Annotated in this window: 18 protein-coding genes and 1 tRNA gene; 7 read left to right on the top strand and 12 right to left on the bottom strand. The window is 68.4% G+C overall.

Annotation, left to right across the window (positions count from 1 at the left end; translation table 11 throughout):
- The first annotated feature begins 122 nt into the window (after window positions 1–122).
- Window positions 123–965, top strand: a complete 843-nt coding sequence (locus P6897_RS14745; RefSeq protein ID WP_282501619.1) for a helix-turn-helix transcriptional regulator — start codon at window positions 123–125, stop codon at window positions 963–965.
- A gap of 94 nt (window positions 966–1059) precedes the next feature.
- The gene (locus P6897_RS14750; RefSeq protein ID WP_274179298.1) at window positions 1060–1986 is read left to right on the top strand and encodes an SDR family oxidoreductase; all 927 of its coding nucleotides are present in this window, start codon (window positions 1060–1062) and stop codon (window positions 1984–1986) included.
- Between the two features lie 43 nt (window positions 1987–2029).
- Here P6897_RS14750 and P6897_RS14755 read toward each other — a convergent pair whose 3' ends face one another.
- The 9 genes from P6897_RS14755 to P6897_RS14795 all read right to left on the bottom strand — a co-directional run bounded on the left by P6897_RS14755 (window position 2030) and on the right by P6897_RS14795 (window position 7622).
- Window positions 2030–2554, bottom strand: coding sequence for a hypothetical protein (locus tag P6897_RS14755; protein ID WP_274179299.1), 525 nt, complete (start codon window positions 2552–2554; stop codon window positions 2030–2032).
- Window positions 2551–3015: a hypothetical protein gene (locus P6897_RS14760; protein ID WP_282501622.1), complete on the bottom strand. Its 465-nt coding sequence runs from the start codon at window positions 3013–3015 to the stop codon at window positions 2551–2553. Before P6897_RS14760 ends, P6897_RS14755 begins: the two co-directional genes overlap by 4 nt.
- 29 nt (window positions 3016–3044) lie before the next feature.
- A complete protein-coding gene (locus tag P6897_RS14765; protein ID WP_282501624.1) occupies window positions 3045–3458 on the bottom strand; it encodes a hypothetical protein in 414 nt (137 codons plus the stop codon).
- A 62-nt stretch (window positions 3459–3520) separates the two neighbouring features.
- On the bottom strand, window positions 3521–3865 hold the full coding sequence (locus P6897_RS14770) for a hypothetical protein (RefSeq protein ID WP_282501625.1): 345 nt from the start codon (window positions 3863–3865) through the stop codon (window positions 3521–3523).
- A gap of 176 nt (window positions 3866–4041) precedes the next feature.
- Window positions 4042–4521, bottom strand: coding sequence for a hypothetical protein (locus P6897_RS14775; protein ID WP_274179303.1), 480 nt, complete (start codon window positions 4519–4521; stop codon window positions 4042–4044).
- A gap of 122 nt (window positions 4522–4643) precedes the next feature.
- Window positions 4644–5108, bottom strand: coding sequence for a hypothetical protein (locus tag P6897_RS14780; RefSeq protein WP_282501627.1), 465 nt, complete (start codon window positions 5106–5108; stop codon window positions 4644–4646).
- 38 nt (window positions 5109–5146) lie between these two features.
- Window positions 5147–5527, bottom strand: coding sequence for a hypothetical protein (locus P6897_RS14785; RefSeq protein ID WP_274179305.1), 381 nt, complete (start codon window positions 5525–5527; stop codon window positions 5147–5149).
- Between the two features lie 77 nt (window positions 5528–5604).
- Entirely contained in the window at window positions 5605–7311 is a 1707-nt protein-coding gene (locus P6897_RS14790) for a hypothetical protein (protein WP_282501628.1), read from the bottom strand.
- 41 nt (window positions 7312–7352) lie between these two features.
- Window positions 7353–7622, bottom strand: a complete 270-nt coding sequence (locus tag P6897_RS14795) for a hypothetical protein (RefSeq protein ID WP_282501629.1) — start codon at window positions 7620–7622, stop codon at window positions 7353–7355.
- Between the two features lie 713 nt (window positions 7623–8335).
- Between P6897_RS14795 and P6897_RS14800 the strand changes: the two genes are divergently transcribed.
- Window positions 8336–8536 (top strand): hypothetical protein, encoded by a 201-nt coding sequence (locus tag P6897_RS14800; protein ID WP_282501630.1) that lies wholly within the window; start codon window positions 8336–8338, stop codon window positions 8534–8536.
- A gap of 82 nt (window positions 8537–8618) precedes the next feature.
- Here P6897_RS14800 and P6897_RS14805 read toward each other — a convergent pair.
- Window positions 8619–8709: transfer RNA gene (locus P6897_RS14805), tRNA-Ser, on the bottom strand.
- 71 nt (window positions 8710–8780) lie between these two features.
- Here P6897_RS14805 and P6897_RS14810 point away from each other — a divergent pair.
- Complete coding sequence (locus tag P6897_RS14810; protein ID WP_282501631.1) at window positions 8781–10169, top strand: MFS transporter; 1389 nt, start codon at window positions 8781–8783, stop codon at window positions 10167–10169.
- A gap of 3 nt (window positions 10170–10172) precedes the next feature.
- Here P6897_RS14810 and P6897_RS14815 read toward each other — a convergent pair whose 3' ends face one another.
- Window positions 10173–11024, bottom strand: coding sequence for a helix-turn-helix transcriptional regulator (locus P6897_RS14815; RefSeq protein ID WP_282501633.1), 852 nt, complete (start codon window positions 11022–11024; stop codon window positions 10173–10175).
- A 100-nt stretch (window positions 11025–11124) separates the two neighbouring features.
- Between P6897_RS14815 and P6897_RS14820 the strand changes: the two genes are divergently transcribed.
- The 3 genes from P6897_RS14820 to radA all read left to right on the top strand — a co-directional run bounded on the left by P6897_RS14820 (window position 11125) and on the right by radA (window position 14420).
- Window positions 11125–11904, top strand: a complete 780-nt coding sequence (locus tag P6897_RS14820) for an SDR family NAD(P)-dependent oxidoreductase (RefSeq protein WP_282501635.1) — start codon at window positions 11125–11127, stop codon at window positions 11902–11904.
- 32 nt (window positions 11905–11936) lie between these two features.
- Window positions 11937–12893 (top strand): L-lactate dehydrogenase, encoded by a 957-nt coding sequence (locus P6897_RS14825; RefSeq protein ID WP_114588768.1) that lies wholly within the window; start codon window positions 11937–11939, stop codon window positions 12891–12893.
- Window positions 12894–13055: 162 nt separating this feature from the next.
- Window positions 13056–14420 carry a DNA repair protein RadA gene (gene radA / locus P6897_RS14830; protein WP_282501636.1) on the top strand — a complete coding sequence of 455 codons (1365 nt, stop codon included), beginning with the start codon at window positions 13056–13058 and terminating at the stop codon, window positions 14418–14420.
- Between the two features lie 206 nt (window positions 14421–14626).
- Here the strand turns inward: radA and P6897_RS14835 are convergent, their stop codons facing one another.
- Window positions 14627–15034, bottom strand: coding sequence for a dehydrogenase (locus P6897_RS14835; RefSeq protein WP_282501637.1), 408 nt, complete (start codon window positions 15032–15034; stop codon window positions 14627–14629).
- Window positions 15035–15078: the final 44 nt, after the last annotated feature.

Raw genomic sequence — 15078 nt, forward strand, 5'->3', positions numbered from 1 at the left:
GAGCGAAGGCGTACGCAGCACCGCCGACGGGCGGCGAGGGGTGGAGCAGCAGGTCCTGGCTGCGAGGCCCCCCGACCGGTAGAACAGAGGCCGCACCGCGTGACCGGGAAGGCGAAGGACACATGATCGATCGAGACACGCTCGCCGCATTCCTGAGGATGCGGCGAGAGGCGCTGCAGCCCTCGGATGTCGGGCTGCAGCGGGGCGAGCGCCGCCGGACTCCGGGGCTGCGCCGCGAGGAGGTCGCCGCCCTCTGCAACATGTCGACGGACTACTACGCCCGTCTCGAGCGCGGCAACGGGCCCCGCCCGTCGGAGCAGATGCTCGCCGCGATCGCACAGGGGCTGCATCTGACGCTCGGCGAGCGCGACCACCTCTTCCGACTTGCCGGACACGCGCCGCCCCCTCGCGGGCCCGCGAGCGATCACGTCAGCCCGGGTCTGCTGCGCATCCTCGATCGGCTGCACGACACTCCGGCGGAGATCGTGACAGAGCTCGGCGAGACCCTGCGCCAGACGCCGCTGAGCATCGCTCTCGTCGGCGATGCGACCCGGCACACGGGAGATGCCCGCAGCCTCGGCTACCGCTGGTTCACCGACCCGTCGGCGCGAGAGTCGTACGACGCGGCGGAGTATCAGGTCCTCTCCCGGGTGTACGCGGGAGGTCTGCGCGAGATCGTGGCACGGCGCGGCCCGTCGTCGCGCGCGGCCGCGCTGGCGGCGTCGCTCAGAGAACGCAGCGCGGAGTTCCGCTCTCTCTGGGATGCCCAGCAGGTCGGCATCGCTCCGCCCGAGGTCAAGCGGTTCCGGCATCCGGAGGTCGGCGCGCTCGAGCTGCAGTGTCAGACCCTCCTCGACCCCGATCAGTCGCACCGCCTGCTCGTCTACACCGCGGCGCCCGGGAGCGAGAGTCACGACAAGCTGCAGCTGCTGGCCGTCATCGGCGCCGGCGCAGGGGCGACCTGACGATCAGTGGATGAGCCGGCTCTGGATGCCGCCGCGCGCCGCGATCAGCATGGGACGAGCGGACCGCCCGGTCCGCGCGAACGATGGAGGAACCATGACCCGCGGCACCGCTCCCCTCTCCGACCTGCATGGACGGTTCGCCGTCGTCACCGGCGCGACCGACGGCATCGGCCGGGTGATCGCGACACGGCTGGCGGCCGCCGGAGCGACCGTCGTCCTGCCGGCACGGTCCCCCGCCAAAGCCGAGGCAGCCCTCGACGGCATCCGCCGTGCCGTGCCGGGCGCCGAGGTCACGACGCGTCCGCTCGATCTCGCCTCGCTCGACTCGGTCGCCGCGTTCACGCGCGACCTCGTGGCGGCGGGCCGACCCGTCGATCTGCTCGTCAACAACGCCGGTGTGATGCACCCCGGCTCACGGCGACCCACCGCGGAAGGCTTCGAGCTGCAATGGGGCGTGAACCACCTCGGCCACGTGGCGCTCACCCTCGGACTGCTGCCATTGCTGCGCGCCGGCGGAGCGCGCGTGACGCACCAGACGAGCGTCGCGGCCCGCTCGGGCGGGCTGAACTGGGACGACCTCGACTGGCGGCGCGGCTACGACGACATGGCCGCGTACCGGCAGTCGAAGATCGCCGTCGCCCTCTTCGCCCGCGAGCTCGACGCGCGCAGCCGCGCCGGCGGATGGGGCGTGTCGAGCAACATCGCACACCCCGGCGTCAGCCCGACGAATCTGCTCGCGGCGCAGCCCGGGATGGGCCGGGCGAAGGCGTCTCCGGGCCGGGCGCTGATCGTCGCGCTCTCGCGCGTGGGGCTCGCCGGCACCGTGCCGGGCGCGGCGGAGCCCGCGCTGGTCGCGGCAGCCGGCCCCGATTCCCGCGGCGACGAGTTCTACGGCCCACGTCGCGTCATCGCGGGTGCACCGCGTCGCCAGGAGTTCTGGGCGCCGTTCCGCGACCTCACCGACGGACCGCGTCTGTGGGATGCCTCGCTCGAGATGATCGGCGAGCGGTTCGCGATCTGAGCGGGACGGGCGCGGGGTGGCCATGGGCGACGGGCGGTCTCGGCTACTCCGCCGGCGGTTCCCCTTCACCGCACGCAGAGACGCCCAGCAGGGAGACGACCGTGCGGCCGTCCAGATCGATCACCTGGACATCGAGGATCATGCCGCTGGAGTGCTTCAATGCGATGGCAGGCACCGATACCTCGACCGTCTCGAACTCGCGGAACCCGTCACCCAGACGATCCGGGAGCGCTTCGATGAAGGCCGATCCGTTGAACCCCGCTTCGGGGGCAACGGTCCAGCGCGTCGAGTAGTAGAAGGAGTTTTCGGCGCACTCCAGGTAGGGCGAGTTGGACGGCAGGACCTCCGGGACCCCGCCGGGAACCTCATCCGCGACGCGCTGCATCATCGCGTCCGTATCAGCACGCACCTCATCGATCGTCGGCCGACCTGTCATGACACAACCAGTGATCGTCGTCGCTGCCAACGCGAGTATCGCTGAAAGCGCGACGCCTTTCGCGCGCCTCGAGGGCGGCATCTCGGAAGCGGCGTTTGCGCCGTACGGTGGTCTTTCCAGGGTGGGGATCATCTCGCCGGAGGCTGTCCTACCCCGCAGGGAGTCAGACCGAGCAGGTCGACAACGAGGCCTCCATCGACGTCGAGAACTATCACGTCGAGCAGGGCACCGCTGACGTGATCCAGAGCGACGGCGGGCGACGTGATGTCCACCGTCTCAGCGACCACGAAGTCCTCGCCTAAGCGACTAAGAAGAGCCTCCACGAACGCCTCCCCGTCAAACCCGGGGCCCGGCGTGACCCCCCAATGAAGAGTGGCCCAGTACGTGTCGTCGCCGCACGCAACGTAAGACGGGTCAGGGGTGGCGACCTCCACAACCCCACCCGGAACCTCGTCCGCGATCTGCTGCATGACAGCCTCGGTCTCAGCCCGCACGTCTTCGAGCGTCGGTCGCTCCGCCACTGCACACCCCGACAGGGCCACGGCTGCCAGCGCGCCGATGAGGGCGGCCGACGAGGTGCGCGTGGCTGTCATAAGAAAATCCGTTCGCAGGTGACACCCCATCACACTCCCTCAGGATCGCCATCACCGCATGGCGCGAGACCGAGAAGATCCACGACAATGTCTCCTTCAACTCCCAGTACCTTGACGTCGAGGACAGCCCCGCTGGCGTGATCAAAGGCCACGGCTGGGGACCTGATGTCCACCGTCTCGGCGACCACGAAATCAGAGCCAAGGCGGCCGGGCAGCGCATCAACGAATGCTTCGCCGTCGAAACCAGGCTGTGGAGTGACCGCCCAACGGTTGATGGAGTAATACCCGCCGCCATCGCAAGCCAGGTAAGCCGAGTCGGGAGTTCGCACCTCGACGACACCTCCGGGGATCTCGTCCGCGATTCGTTGCATCGCTGCCTCAGTATCCGCTCGCGCCTGTTCGAGCGTCGGTCTTCCTGCCATCGCGCACCCCACCATCGTCATGCCCGCCAGCGTCAGAACTGCAGTGACCGACACTGCACGGGACCGCCTCATCGATTCGCTGCTCATTCGGTCGGCGGCTCGCCATCGCCGCATGGCGTGAGTCCAAGAAGGTCGACAACAACACCGCCGTCCGACTCGAGAACCACGACGTCGAGGACCGCGCCGCTGACGTGGTTGAGGGCCACGGCCGGGGACTTGATGTCCACCACCTCGGCAACAACGAAGCCATCACCCAATCGCGCGGGCAACGCGTCGACGAACGCTTCACCGTCGAACTCGGGCCCTGGCGTGACAACCCAATGGTTGATCGAGTAATACCCGCCACCGTCGCAGGCCAGGTAAGCCGAATCAGGGGTACGAACCTCGACAACACCATCGGGAACCTCGTCCGCAATCTGCTGCAACACGGCCTGAGTCTTAGCCTTCGCCCGCTCGAGCGTCGGTCGTCCTGCCATCGCACACCCCGCCATCGTCGTCGCCGCCAACGTGAGGAGTGCCGAAAGCGCGACGCCTCTCGCCCGCCTCCAGTGAGGCATCGCGGAAGCGGCGTCTGCGCCGCCCGGTCGTGTCGCAAAGGTCGAGATCATCTCGCCGGAGGCTCCCCCACCCCACAGGGAGTCAGACCGAGCAGATCGACGACAATGCCTCCGTCGACCTCGAGAACTTTCACGTCGAGCAGGGCGCCGCTGGCGTGATCGAGAGCGACAGCAGGTGATGTGATGTCCACGGTCTCAGCGACCACGAAGTCTTTGCCGACGCGACCGGGGAGGGCATCGACAAACGCCTCCCCGTCAAACTCAGGCCCCGGCGTCACGCCCCAACGAAGAGTGGCGTAGTACGTCTCGTCGCCGCATGCGAGGTGGGTCGGGTCAGGGGTGGCGACCTCCACAACGCCGCCCGGGACCTCGTCCGCGATCTGCTGCATGACAACCTCGGTTTCAGCCTTCGCCTGCTCGAGCGTCAGTTGATCCGCCATCGCGCACCCCACCATCGTCATAGCGGCCAGCACCAGAACAACAATGGCCGAGAAGACGCGTCTAGGTGAGGTCGCGCGAAGGCTCATCGGCGGCATCCCCTCACACCCCCCATCGTTATGCCGGTCAATACCCACTGGGTCATCTGTCGGTCGGAGCCATGCGAGGCATTGCGTCCCACCTGGACAACCGCCGCGACAGGCGGTTTCGGCTACTCCGCCGGCGGTTTCCCTTCACCACACGCAGAGACGCCCAGCAGGGAGACGACCGTGCGGCCATCCAGATCGATCACTTGGACGTCGAGGAGCATACCGCTGGAGTGCTTCAATGCGATGGCGGGCACCGATACCTCGACCGTCTCGAACTTGCGGAACCCGTCGCCCAGACGAGCCGGGAGCGCTTCGATAAAGGCCGGACCGTTGAACCCTTCTTCGGGGGCAACTGTCCAGCGCGTTGAGTAGTAGAAAGAGCTCTCGGCGCACTTCCAATAGGGCGAGTCGGACGGCCGAACCTCCGGAACCCCGCCGGGAACCTCATCCGCGACGCGCTGCATCATCGCGTCCGTATCAGCACGCACCTCATCGATCGTCGGCCCACTTGCCATCACGCACCCCGTCATCGTCGTTGCAGCCAAAATGAGGATCGCCGTGGCCGCGACATTCTTGAGCCCTCTCAACGCCCCGCCGCTTCCGCGAGGACCGGGAAGCCCGCGGTTCACCCCGGCAGCTCACCTCTTGCACATGGAGCGATCGCGTAGACGTCAACGACCTCGGCCCCATCGACGCCGGCGACGATGACATCCAGGATGATCCCGCTCGCATGGTTCAGAGCGACCGCCGGGAACGAAATGTCGACGACCTTCTCGTCGACGACGAAATCTTCGCCCAGACGGTCGGGGAGGTCGCGAACGAAATCCGCACCATCGAAGGGCCGGTCTGGCGTCACCCCCCACCGGGCGCTGTAGATGTATGCGCCTTCTCCGCAGGCCAGGTAGGGCGATTCTGCGGAGAAATCCTCGATAGTGCCGCCTGGAACTTCATCAGCGATCGTTTGCATCACCGTCTCGGTCATTGCGCGTGCCTCGTCGAGTGTCATCTGCTCTCCTGATGTACAGCCCGTTATGAGCAGCGCTGTCAGGATCCCGAGGGCAACTCCGACGGCCCGACGGCGGCTCATCGTGTTAGCTCGTACAAGATTCGGTTGACCTCACGGCGCGTGCGCGGATTGAGCTGCGCGTCTGTTGACAATAGCCAGTTATGTTGTTCGATGGGATCCCCCGCGGTTATCCCGGAATCGAGCTCAGTGATGCCATTCTCATGCGATGGGGCGATGGCATACCCCAGCGGGCCGACTTGCACGCCGTCGAGATAACGGTTGACGTCATGGGGGCCTTGAATGGCGTAGTACTCAGTGCCGTCGCGGGCTTCCCAACCCTCCAGCATCCCGATCCCACCTAGCAGCACGCGTGCCTGAAAATCGGCGCCCGCAGATTCCGCCGCACCGCCGATGGCGGTCCCGAAGGAGTGCTCTAGCGACATCAACGGCGTGTCGCCCACGACGACGTCGAGCTCGTTCTCGAAAGCTGCGTACCGACTGCCGAGAGGAAGCGCCCAGAAGTTCACCTGTGGTCCCTGCGTGACAATTGTCTCGGGCGCGAGGTGGGGGAAGAATCCCTGCTTCAGAACGAATCCGGCGACATCAACCCCGATGGGCCCCTCGTCAACAACCAGCTCGGTGAGCGCGGTGATCCCTTCCTCACCAGTGGAGGAGTAGAAGCTCTCCATCGTCGTGTTGGTCCCGGGCATGAAACTCATGATGACATCCGCTTTCCCGACGTCACCGAACATCTCGATGATCTGCTGCCGGTCCCGGTCGTAGTGGTAGAGCGACACGTCTCCTGCCACCACGCGCTCGAGGTAGGCGATCTCGGAGTCAAGAGCGGCAAGGCGATCAACGTACTGCTGCTCGTTGAACTGGTGGATGATCTGCCTCAACAACCACGGGTCGGCCAGCCTGGAGAGAGGGCTAAGGATCGGCGGCCCCTCACCGGTGAGCAGGGTTCGCTCCCGCAGGAGGCCCTCCAGATTCGCCGCGGCCACGAGACGATTCGCCGCTTCGCGAACGACAGCCGGGATGCCACCGAGGGTTCCGATCAACTCGGGGATACCGTTCACCAGCAGGGTCCGGGTTCCGTCGACGAGCGCGCCCCACCAGGTCGCGACCTCCGCCGGAGGGACACTGCGGATCAGGTCGAGGACTTCCGGGTGCACGGCGACGAGCGCCCGAAGGTCCGCCTCCGACAGCGACGCGACCAGCGTCAGCAGCCCGCCGCGTGGGATAGCCGCAGCACCCCCGCGAGCGAACACTCCCAGCGCGCCTCGAACGTCTCGGGATGACAGCGCGGACATCAGCGCGTCGTCGGCCGCGGCACGCCTCTCGCACAGCGCATCCCATTCCGCCTCCACGGCGTCGAGAGCATCCCGGGCGTCGCCGAGCTCGATCTCCAACGCACGAGCGCGAGCAACAGGCTCGGGAAACGAGACGTAATTGTTCGACGACTCCGCCCGCGCAACCCGCAGCTGGCCACGGAGCTCCTCGCGCTCATCCGCGACAACAGCGCGGCGCCCGGCGAGCGAGTCCTGCTCGTCCTTGATCGCGCGAACCACCTCCGCATATCCCCTCAGCGCACCGGCCGCGGCGCTCATGCCCGTCGCCAGCACCAGCAGATCGGGCTCCACCGCCGCCACCTGGCGCTGGAAAGCATCGTGAGCTTCGCCCGACCACGAACCGGATGCCGCCTCCGCTGCGGAACGAACGCTCGTCTGCGACGAACGGATGCTCTCTGCCCGCTCTCCCCAGTCGTCGGCCATGGCAGCCATCGCGGAAGGGTCGCCGGCGCCAGGGTCATTCCGGTCGACCATCAGTACGCCATGACTCCGTCGAGCTGAGTGAACTCGTTCGCCGATGCCTCCGGGCGCCGACCAACGGTCACCAACGTCTCGCTCGCGACCGCCGCGCGAATGCTGTGCTCGGTAGCGACATCCTGCAGAACAGACGCGACCTCGTTCGACCCGATCACGCTCTCGCTGACGTATCCGAGCTCGCCGGAGTTCCTCACAGCGCGGCCCGCCGCACCGATCGTGGTTGCCGACGAGCGAAGCGTGTCGAAATGCACGGAAACGTCGGTCATGCCACCCTCCTCAAGGCATGGCCAGCCTATGAGCGCAGTCGAAGAAGCGAATCGCCCAAACGGATGAGAATTCCTCGGCCAAGGCTCGCCAGCGCGAACGCAGAAGCCCCGGTCGCAGCTGGTGCTGCGGGTGTACCTGACCCTAGCCGGATCGGTTCAGCCTCCCGCAGGCGGCTCGTCGCGAGTTTGGCGTCGGTGCAGGGAGGAAAGGATGACGAAGAGAACCGCCCCTCCACCGACGCCGCCGATCAGCCCTGACCAGAACTCCTGCCCCAGAGCAATCGCCCAGATCATACGAACAAGTCCGAGGACCACGACCAGCAGGAATGCCGCAATCAGGAGTTGGAATCGCCTGCCCAGTTTCGACGCGCGTGCCCGCACGGATCGACTCCGCCAGACGAGTTCAGGCGTCGCAGTCGTCGCGCCTCATCCTCTAGCTCCAGGGTTCCCAGCGTGTTGAGCGCCTCCACAGTGGGATGCTGCAACAGCAGGCCCTCTCGAGCGCGCTGCCGGAGCTCGTCGTCGATCTCGTCAGCGACCCGAAGGCAGCGAACGCCCACGAGACGAGCATTCCGACAGTCAGTGCCGCGCTGGCCGCCGAGCCTATGCACGGTCGCGGCCCTACCCCGATGATGGGTTCGGAGGCGCATCGAACTATGGAAACACCTCAGCCACCGACGGATCCTGCAGCTCGTCGGCGAAACCACCAGCTCATGATCGCGGGCGTTCTCTGCTACCCCGTGGCGGGACTGTTGCTGCTACATGCGCTCGGCGAGCCCGGCGCCCCGTTGCCCTGGGTACTCCTGGGGCTGTGGGTAGCTCTCGCAGGTGCTGCGAACGTGTTCGCCTGGAAGCGTTACTACAAGCGATACCCGCCGCAGCCATGGCCGGGCTCGCCGCAGAACCGCGGCTGACAGCACGACCCAGATCCGCACCAAGACCGCACCACACACGCCCCACACATGCAGAAAACCCCCGGGTAACCGGGGGTTTTCATGGCGGTGACGGTGGGATTTGAACCCACGGTAGGGGGTTACCCTACACAACTTTTCGAGAGTTGCACCTTCGGCCGCTCGGACACGTCACCGCCGACCAGCTTACGACATCCGAGGCGATGCTGCGAACCACGGCGTCCCCGGCCGGGCGTAGCGTGTGTCTGTGACGCGATCATCGGCCCCGCAGACAGCTCTCATCGTCGCGATCGCGTCGCTCGCGTCATCCGTCGCGTTCCTCGACAGCACGATCGTGAACGTCGCGCTCCCCGCGATCGAACGCGAGCTCGGCGGCGGTCTCGCGACGCAGCAGTGGGCGGTCGACGCGTACCTGCTGACGCTGTCGTCGCTGATCCTGCTCGCGGGCTCCGTGAGCGACGCCTACGGGCGCCTCCTCGTGCTGCGCATCGGGCTGGTCGGCTTCGGTGTCGCCTCGGTCGCGGTGGGACTCGCGCAGGATCCGGTCTTCCTGATCGCCGCGCGCGCCGTCCAGGGCGCGGCGGGCGCCTTCCTCGTGCCGAGCTCGCTCGCCCTCATCACATCGCTCCTCCAGGGCCACGAGCGCTCTCGCGCCATCGGCCTGTGGACGGCCTTCACGACCGGTGCCTCGCTCGTCGGGCCGCTGCTCGGCGGTCTCTTCGTCGACCTGCTGTCCTGGCGCTACGCGTTCCTCATCAACGTCCTGCCGGTGGCCGTCACGCTGTGGCTCGTCGCACGACTCCCCGTGCACGACGAACGCCGAGCCGATGCGGGCATCGACTGGTTCGGCGCGGTCCTGTGCACGGCGGGCTTGGGCGGCATGGTCTTCGCACTGATCGAGCAGCCGAACCTCGGCTGGGCCTCCCCCGCGATCTGGATGCCGCTGGCCGGCGGCGCCGTGATGTTCGCGGCCTTCCTGCTGCGGCAGCGCACGTCGCGGCATCCGATCCTGCCCCTCGGGCTCTTCCGGGCGCGCAACTACTGGACCGGCAACCTCGCGACGCTGTTCGTCTACGCCGCCCTTTCGCTCAACGGCTTCGTCGTCGGCGTTTACCTGCAAGAGGGCGCCGGCCTCAGCGCGACGCTGGCCGGCCTCGCGAGCCTGCCGACGACGGTGCTGCTCATCGTTCTGAGCCCGTGGGCCGGCTCGCTCGCGGAACGCCTCGGCGGACGCCTGTTCATGACCGTCGGCCCGCTCGTCATGGCCGGCGGCGCACTGATGCTGCTGCTCGTCGGCGAGCGCTTCGACTACTGGTGGCAGGTGCTGCCCGGCCTCGTCGTGTTCGGGCTCGGGCTCGGCGTGACCGTCTCGCCGCTGACCTCGACGATCCTCGGCGCGATCGACTCCGAGCGCTCGGGCATCGCCTCGGCGGTCAACAACGCCGTCGCGCGGGTCGCGGGCCTCGTGGTCATCGCCTTCCTCGCACCCATCGTGGGCGGCGCGCTCGACCTCGACGGATTCCACCGAGCAGCGATCGTCACCGCCGCGCTCATGGCCGCGGGCGGACTCATCGCCTTCACCGGCATCCGGAACAGCGCACCCTCAGCTGCAGCAACCCCGTCCGCGGCTGACTGACGCTCAGGCCGGCGAGCGCTCCGCCGCGAGCGGCCCGAGCACCGACAGCATCCGCAGCTTCTCCGCCGCTTCCGACCCGGGCTCCGGGGTGAGGGTGAGGAGGGCTTGTGAGCGGTCCTCCGTGAACAGCACCTGGCAGTCGACCTCGATCTCGCCGACGGCCGGATGCACGACGACCTTGTGATCGGCGAAGCGCTCGGCGACCTCCTCGAGGTCCCAGAGCCGCGCGAACTCGGCGCTCCGCTCGCGCAGGTCATCGACCAGACGCGCGGCCCGCGACCCTGCGCCACCCCGGCCCGCGACGGCGCGCAGGTTCGCCACGATGGCCCGGCTCTGCCGGTCGTGATCGGATGCCGGGTACACCGCCCGCTCGCTGATGGGATGCACGAACCAGCACCAGGCACCGCTGCGTTCGGGTCCGATGCGCCGTTCACGCGCGCCGAACAGAGCCCGCGCGAGATCGTTCTGCGCGAGAGTCTCGTCGAGCTCGGTGATCACGAGCGCCGGGATGTCGTCGAGCCGATCGAGCACCCGCTGCAGCGCCGGCGCGACGTGATCGGCGGCTCCGGAACGCTCGGGCGGCGTGTGCCCAGCGAGGCGGTGCAGGTGGTCGCGCTCGGAACGCGAAAGCCGCAGCGCCCGCGTGAGCGAGGCGAGCATCTGCAGGCTCGGCTGCGGCCCGCGCTCCTGCTCGAGGCGCGTGTAGTAGTCGGCGCTCATCAGGGCGAGCTGCGCCACCTCCTCGCGTCGGAGCCCCGCCACACGGCGGCGCTCTCCGGACGGCAGCCCGACATCCTCCGGACGCAGTCGCTCGCGGCGCGCGCGGAGGAATCGGGCGAGAGCGGCACGGTCCACGCATCCATTGTGAACGCGGCGACCCGCCCGAGCCAGGGACCGCCGCTCCCCCGTTCGGGCGTGCCTGGATGCATCAGGATGCCGCGACGAGAGTCGGGGCATGGACATCACCGGACGCACCATCTTCATCCCCGGCGCGACGAGCGGCATCGGCCGGGCGCTCGCCATCGCCCTCGCCGAGCGCGGCAACACGGTCATCGTCGGCGGGCGCCGTCGCGAGCTCATCAACGACCTACGCTCGTCGCACCCGGGCATCGACGGCCTCGAGATCGACACATCGGATGCCGCATCCATCGAACGCGCCGCCGCCGAGGTTCTGGAACGGCATCCCGATCTCGACGTGCTCGTCACGATGGCGGGCATCATGAACGCCGAGGACTGGACCTCTCCCGCGGGCTTCGTCGACAGCGCCGAACGCACCGTCACCACGAACCTGCTGGGACCGATCCGGCTCATCGGCGCGTTCATCGAGCACCTGCTGACACGCCCCGCCGCCACGATCATGACCGTCTCGTCGGGCCTGGCCTTCGCTCCGCTCGCCGCCACCCCCAGCTACAACGCGACGAAGGCCGGGATCCACATGCTGAGCGAATCACTGCGCCTGCAGTACGCAGGATCGCCGGTGTCGATCGTGGAGCTCGTGCCGCCGGCCGTGCAGACCGACCTCATGCCCGGTCACGCCGAGAACCCGCAGGCGCAGCCGCTCGACGAGTTCGTCGACGAGGTGATGTCGATCCTCGAGCGGGATGCCGACGTGCGCGAGGTGCTCGTCGAGCGCGTCGAGTTCCTGCGCCACGGCGAAGCACGCGGCGACTACGCCGACGTCGTGCGCGCACTCAACGCGAGCGACCCGCACGCGGGGCAGCGAGGGGGCCGGTAGCGACTCTCATTCGCCCCTGCCAGACTGAGATCATGAGCGCGATCGAGAACTCCAAACTCACCGTCGTCGGCGCGGGCGCCGTCGGATCCAGCGTGGCCTACGCGGCCCTCATCCGGGGATCGGCCCGTCACGTGGCCCTCTACGACATCGCGACCGAGAAGACCGAGGCAGAGGTGCTCGACCTCGCGCACGGGGCACAGTTCACGGGTTCGAGCGACATCATCGGCGGGTCCGACATCTCGGTCGCCGAGGGCTCGCACGTCGTCGTCATCACCGCGGGCGCGAAGCAGAAGCCCGGGCAGACGCGCACCGAGCTGGCGGGCGTGAACGCGGGCATCATCGCCTCGATGATGCCGCAGCTGCTCGACGTCGCCCCCAACGCGACCTTCGTCATCGTGACCAACCCCTGCGACGTGCTCACCGTCCTGGCGCACGAGGCCACCGACCTGCCGCCCGAGCGCATCTTCGCCTCGGGCACCGTGCTCGACACCTCGCGCCTGCGCTGGAAGATCGCGCGTCGCGCCGGCGTCTCGATCTCGAGCGTGCACGCGTACATCGTCGGCGAGCACGGCGACACCGAGTTCCCGCTGTGGTCGCACGCCACCATCGGCACGGTGCCGATCCTCGACTGGGTGCCGCTCGACGGTCAGCCCAAGTTCACGAAGGAGGAGCTCGACCAGATCGCCATCGACGTCCGCGACGCCGCTTACAAGGTGATCCAGGGCAAGGGCGCGACGAACTACGCCATCGGCCTCTCGAGCGCGCGCATCGTCGAGGCGATCCTGCGTGACGAGGATGCCGTGCTGCCCGTCTCCACAGTGCTGCGCGACTTCCACGGAGTCGACGGCATGGCGCTGTCCGTGCCGTCGGTCGTCAACCGCCGGGGCGCGTTCCCCGTGCGGGAGATCGAGTTCTCCGAGCGCGAGCTCGAGCTGTTCCAGCACTCGGCAGCGGCGCTCAGCGAGGTCGCGACCTCCCTGCGCGGCTGATCAGTCGGTACGCCGATACATCCGTCGGACCGGCGGTGCTGGTGTCGTCCCGGAGCCCCGGGAAGACGACATCCGCACCGCCGGTCCGACAGTTGTATCGGGGCGAGGCTCGCGAGGGGCCGGTGACCGAGGGATGTCGGAGGTCGCGCCTACCCTGGACGCATGGCCTCTCGACGTCCCGCCGCCACCTCGGCCTTCAAGTGCACAGAATGCGGGTGGACGACGGCCAAATGGGTCGGCCGCTGCGGTGAATGCCAGCAATGGGGCACGGTCGTCGAGGCGGCGACGCAGACCGGCATCACGTCGACCGTGACGGCGGTGAGCCCCGGCGCTGCCCGCGCTGCTCGTCCGATCACCGAGATCGACACGACCGAGGCGCCTCGACGTTCGAGCGGCGTCGGCGAGTTCGACCGCGTGCTCGGCGGTGGCGTCGTCCCCGGCGCGGCGATCCTGCTGTCGGGCGAGCCCGGCGTCGGCAAGTCGACCCTGCTCCTCGAGGTCGCCGCACAGTCCGCCCGCTCGGGTCGGCGAGTGCTGTACGTCAGCGCGGAGGAATCGCTCGGCCAGGTCCGCCTGCGGGCCGAGCGCACCGGCGCGCTGCACGACGCCCTCTACCTCGCGAGCGAGACCGACCTCGCCACGGTGCTGGGTCACGTCGACGAGGTGCGCCCCGACCTCCTCATCGTCGACTCGGTGCAGACGGTGTCGTCGTCGCTGTCCGACGGGGTCGCGGGCCAGCCGAGCCAGGTGCGAGAGGTCGCGTCGACGCTCATCCGCGTCGCGAAGGAGCGTGACCTCCCCGTCCTCATCGTCGGACACGTCACGAAGGACGGGTCGATCGCCGGCCCCCGGGTGCTCGAGCACCTCGTCGACGTCGTCTGCCAGTTCGAAGGCGACCGCCAGACCTCGCTCCGGTTCGTCCGAGCGCTGAAGAACCGCTTCGGGCCGACGGATGAGGTCGGATGCTTCGACATGACGGGCGACGGCATCGCGGAGGTGCCCGATCCGAGTGCCCTGTTCCTCGGGCACGGCGACCCCGTGCCGGGCACGTGCGTCACGATCGCGCTCGAGGGGCGTCGCGCCCTGCCGGTAGAAGTTCAGGCGCTGACGCTCAAGACCGGGGCACCCAACCCCCGCCGTGTCGTCAGCGGTGTCGACAGCGCCCGCGTCGCGATGATCCTCGCCGTGCTCGAGAAGCGCGGCGTCGCCGTCACGAGCGACCAGGACGTCTACGTCTCCACCGTGGGAGGTGTACGCCTCGTCGAGCCTGCCGCAGACCTCGCCATCGCCATCGCCATCGCGGGCGCCGTCGGCGGCAGGGCCGTGTCGCGACAGGTGGCGGCCTTCGGCGAGCTCAGCCTCGCCGGGGAGATCCGGCCGGTCACGCAGTCGAGCCAGCGACAGTCCGAAGCGAAGCGCATGGGCTACACCGCCGTGGTGGATGCCTCATCCCGCACGATCGGCGGTGCGATGCGCGACCTGCAGGTGCGCCAGCCCGTAGCATCCGCCGCCGACGCCGGCTTCTGACCGGCCCCCCGACTCACCTGGCAGCTCACGCCCCCACCCACGCATCGAGGGGGCACCAACTGCCAACCCAAACTCGGAGCCCCAACCCACCCCGACTCACCTGGCAGCTCACGCCCCCACCCACGCGCCGAGGGGGCACCAACTGCCAACCCAAACTCGGAGCCCCAGCCCCAGCCCCAGCCCCAGCCCAAACCACGAGCCCGAGGTTAGGCGTCGAGGGCGGCGATCACGTCCTGGAGGGCAGCCTGCATCGGGTGCGGGCCGGCGATGTCGAAGAACACGGTGCTGATCTCGGCCTCGTGCACGCCGAGGAAGGCGCGCAGGCCCCCGGGCGACTGCAACGCCACGTGGGCGGGAAGCGCCGCCGGCTTGTGCGCCGCATCGCTGAACAGCAGCAGCGCGACATCGCCGGTGTTCGGATCGCGATACGTCCAGATCTCACCGACGTCGCGCGGATCGTCACGGTTCCCGGGTCGCATGAGCGGCACCACCGTCGGACCGTGCCGCAACGCGAATGCGAGGGCAGCCATGTCTTGCGTCTGCAGGGCGTCTGCGAGCTGCGGGTTGCGGAACTCGGGCAGCGGCTTCTTCGCGCCGCGCTTCTTTCCAGCCATCACCTCAGCCTAGAGAGAGAAGGGGCCCTCTCGAACTCTTCATT

This window comes from Microbacterium sp. BDGP8 (genome assembly GCF_029991045.1).
Taxonomy (GTDB): domain Bacteria; phylum Actinomycetota; class Actinomycetes; order Actinomycetales; family Microbacteriaceae; genus Microbacterium; species Microbacterium plantarum.

Coding starts and splice junctions, on each gene's coding strand:
- P6897_RS14745 (WP_282501619.1), top strand. CDS start 123: ATGATCGATCGAGACACGCTCGCCGCATTCCTGAGGATGCGGCGAGAG.
- P6897_RS14750 (WP_274179298.1), top strand. CDS start 1,060: ATGACCCGCGGCACCGCTCCCCTCTCCGACCTGCATGGACGGTTCGCC.
- P6897_RS14755 (WP_274179299.1), bottom strand. CDS start 2,554: ATGATCCCCACCCTGGAAAGACCACCGTACGGCGCAAACGCCGCTTCC.
- P6897_RS14760 (WP_282501622.1), bottom strand. CDS start 3,015: ATGACAGCCACGCGCACCTCGTCGGCCGCCCTCATCGGCGCGCTGGCA.
- P6897_RS14765 (WP_282501624.1), bottom strand. CDS start 3,458: ATGACGATGGTGGGGTGCGCGATGGCAGGAAGACCGACGCTCGAACAG.
- P6897_RS14775 (WP_274179303.1), bottom strand. CDS start 4,521: ATGAGCCTTCGCGCGACCTCACCTAGACGCGTCTTCTCGGCCATTGTT.
- P6897_RS14785 (WP_274179305.1), bottom strand. CDS start 5,527: ATGACACTCGACGAGGCACGCGCAATGACCGAGACGGTGATGCAAACG.
- P6897_RS14790 (WP_282501628.1), bottom strand. CDS start 7,311: ATGGCTGCCATGGCCGACGACTGGGGAGAGCGGGCAGAGAGCATCCGT.
- P6897_RS14795 (WP_282501629.1), bottom strand. CDS start 7,622: ATGACCGACGTTTCCGTGCATTTCGACACGCTTCGCTCGTCGGCAACC.
- P6897_RS14800 (WP_282501630.1), top strand. CDS start 8,336: ATGATCGCGGGCGTTCTCTGCTACCCCGTGGCGGGACTGTTGCTGCTA.
- P6897_RS14820 (WP_282501635.1), top strand. CDS start 11,125: ATGGACATCACCGGACGCACCATCTTCATCCCCGGCGCGACGAGCGGC.
- P6897_RS14825 (WP_114588768.1), top strand. CDS start 11,937: ATGAGCGCGATCGAGAACTCCAAACTCACCGTCGTCGGCGCGGGCGCC.
- radA (WP_282501636.1), top strand. CDS start 13,056: ATGGCCTCTCGACGTCCCGCCGCCACCTCGGCCTTCAAGTGCACAGAA.
- P6897_RS14835 (WP_282501637.1), bottom strand. CDS start 15,034: ATGGCTGGAAAGAAGCGCGGCGCGAAGAAGCCGCTGCCCGAGTTCCGC.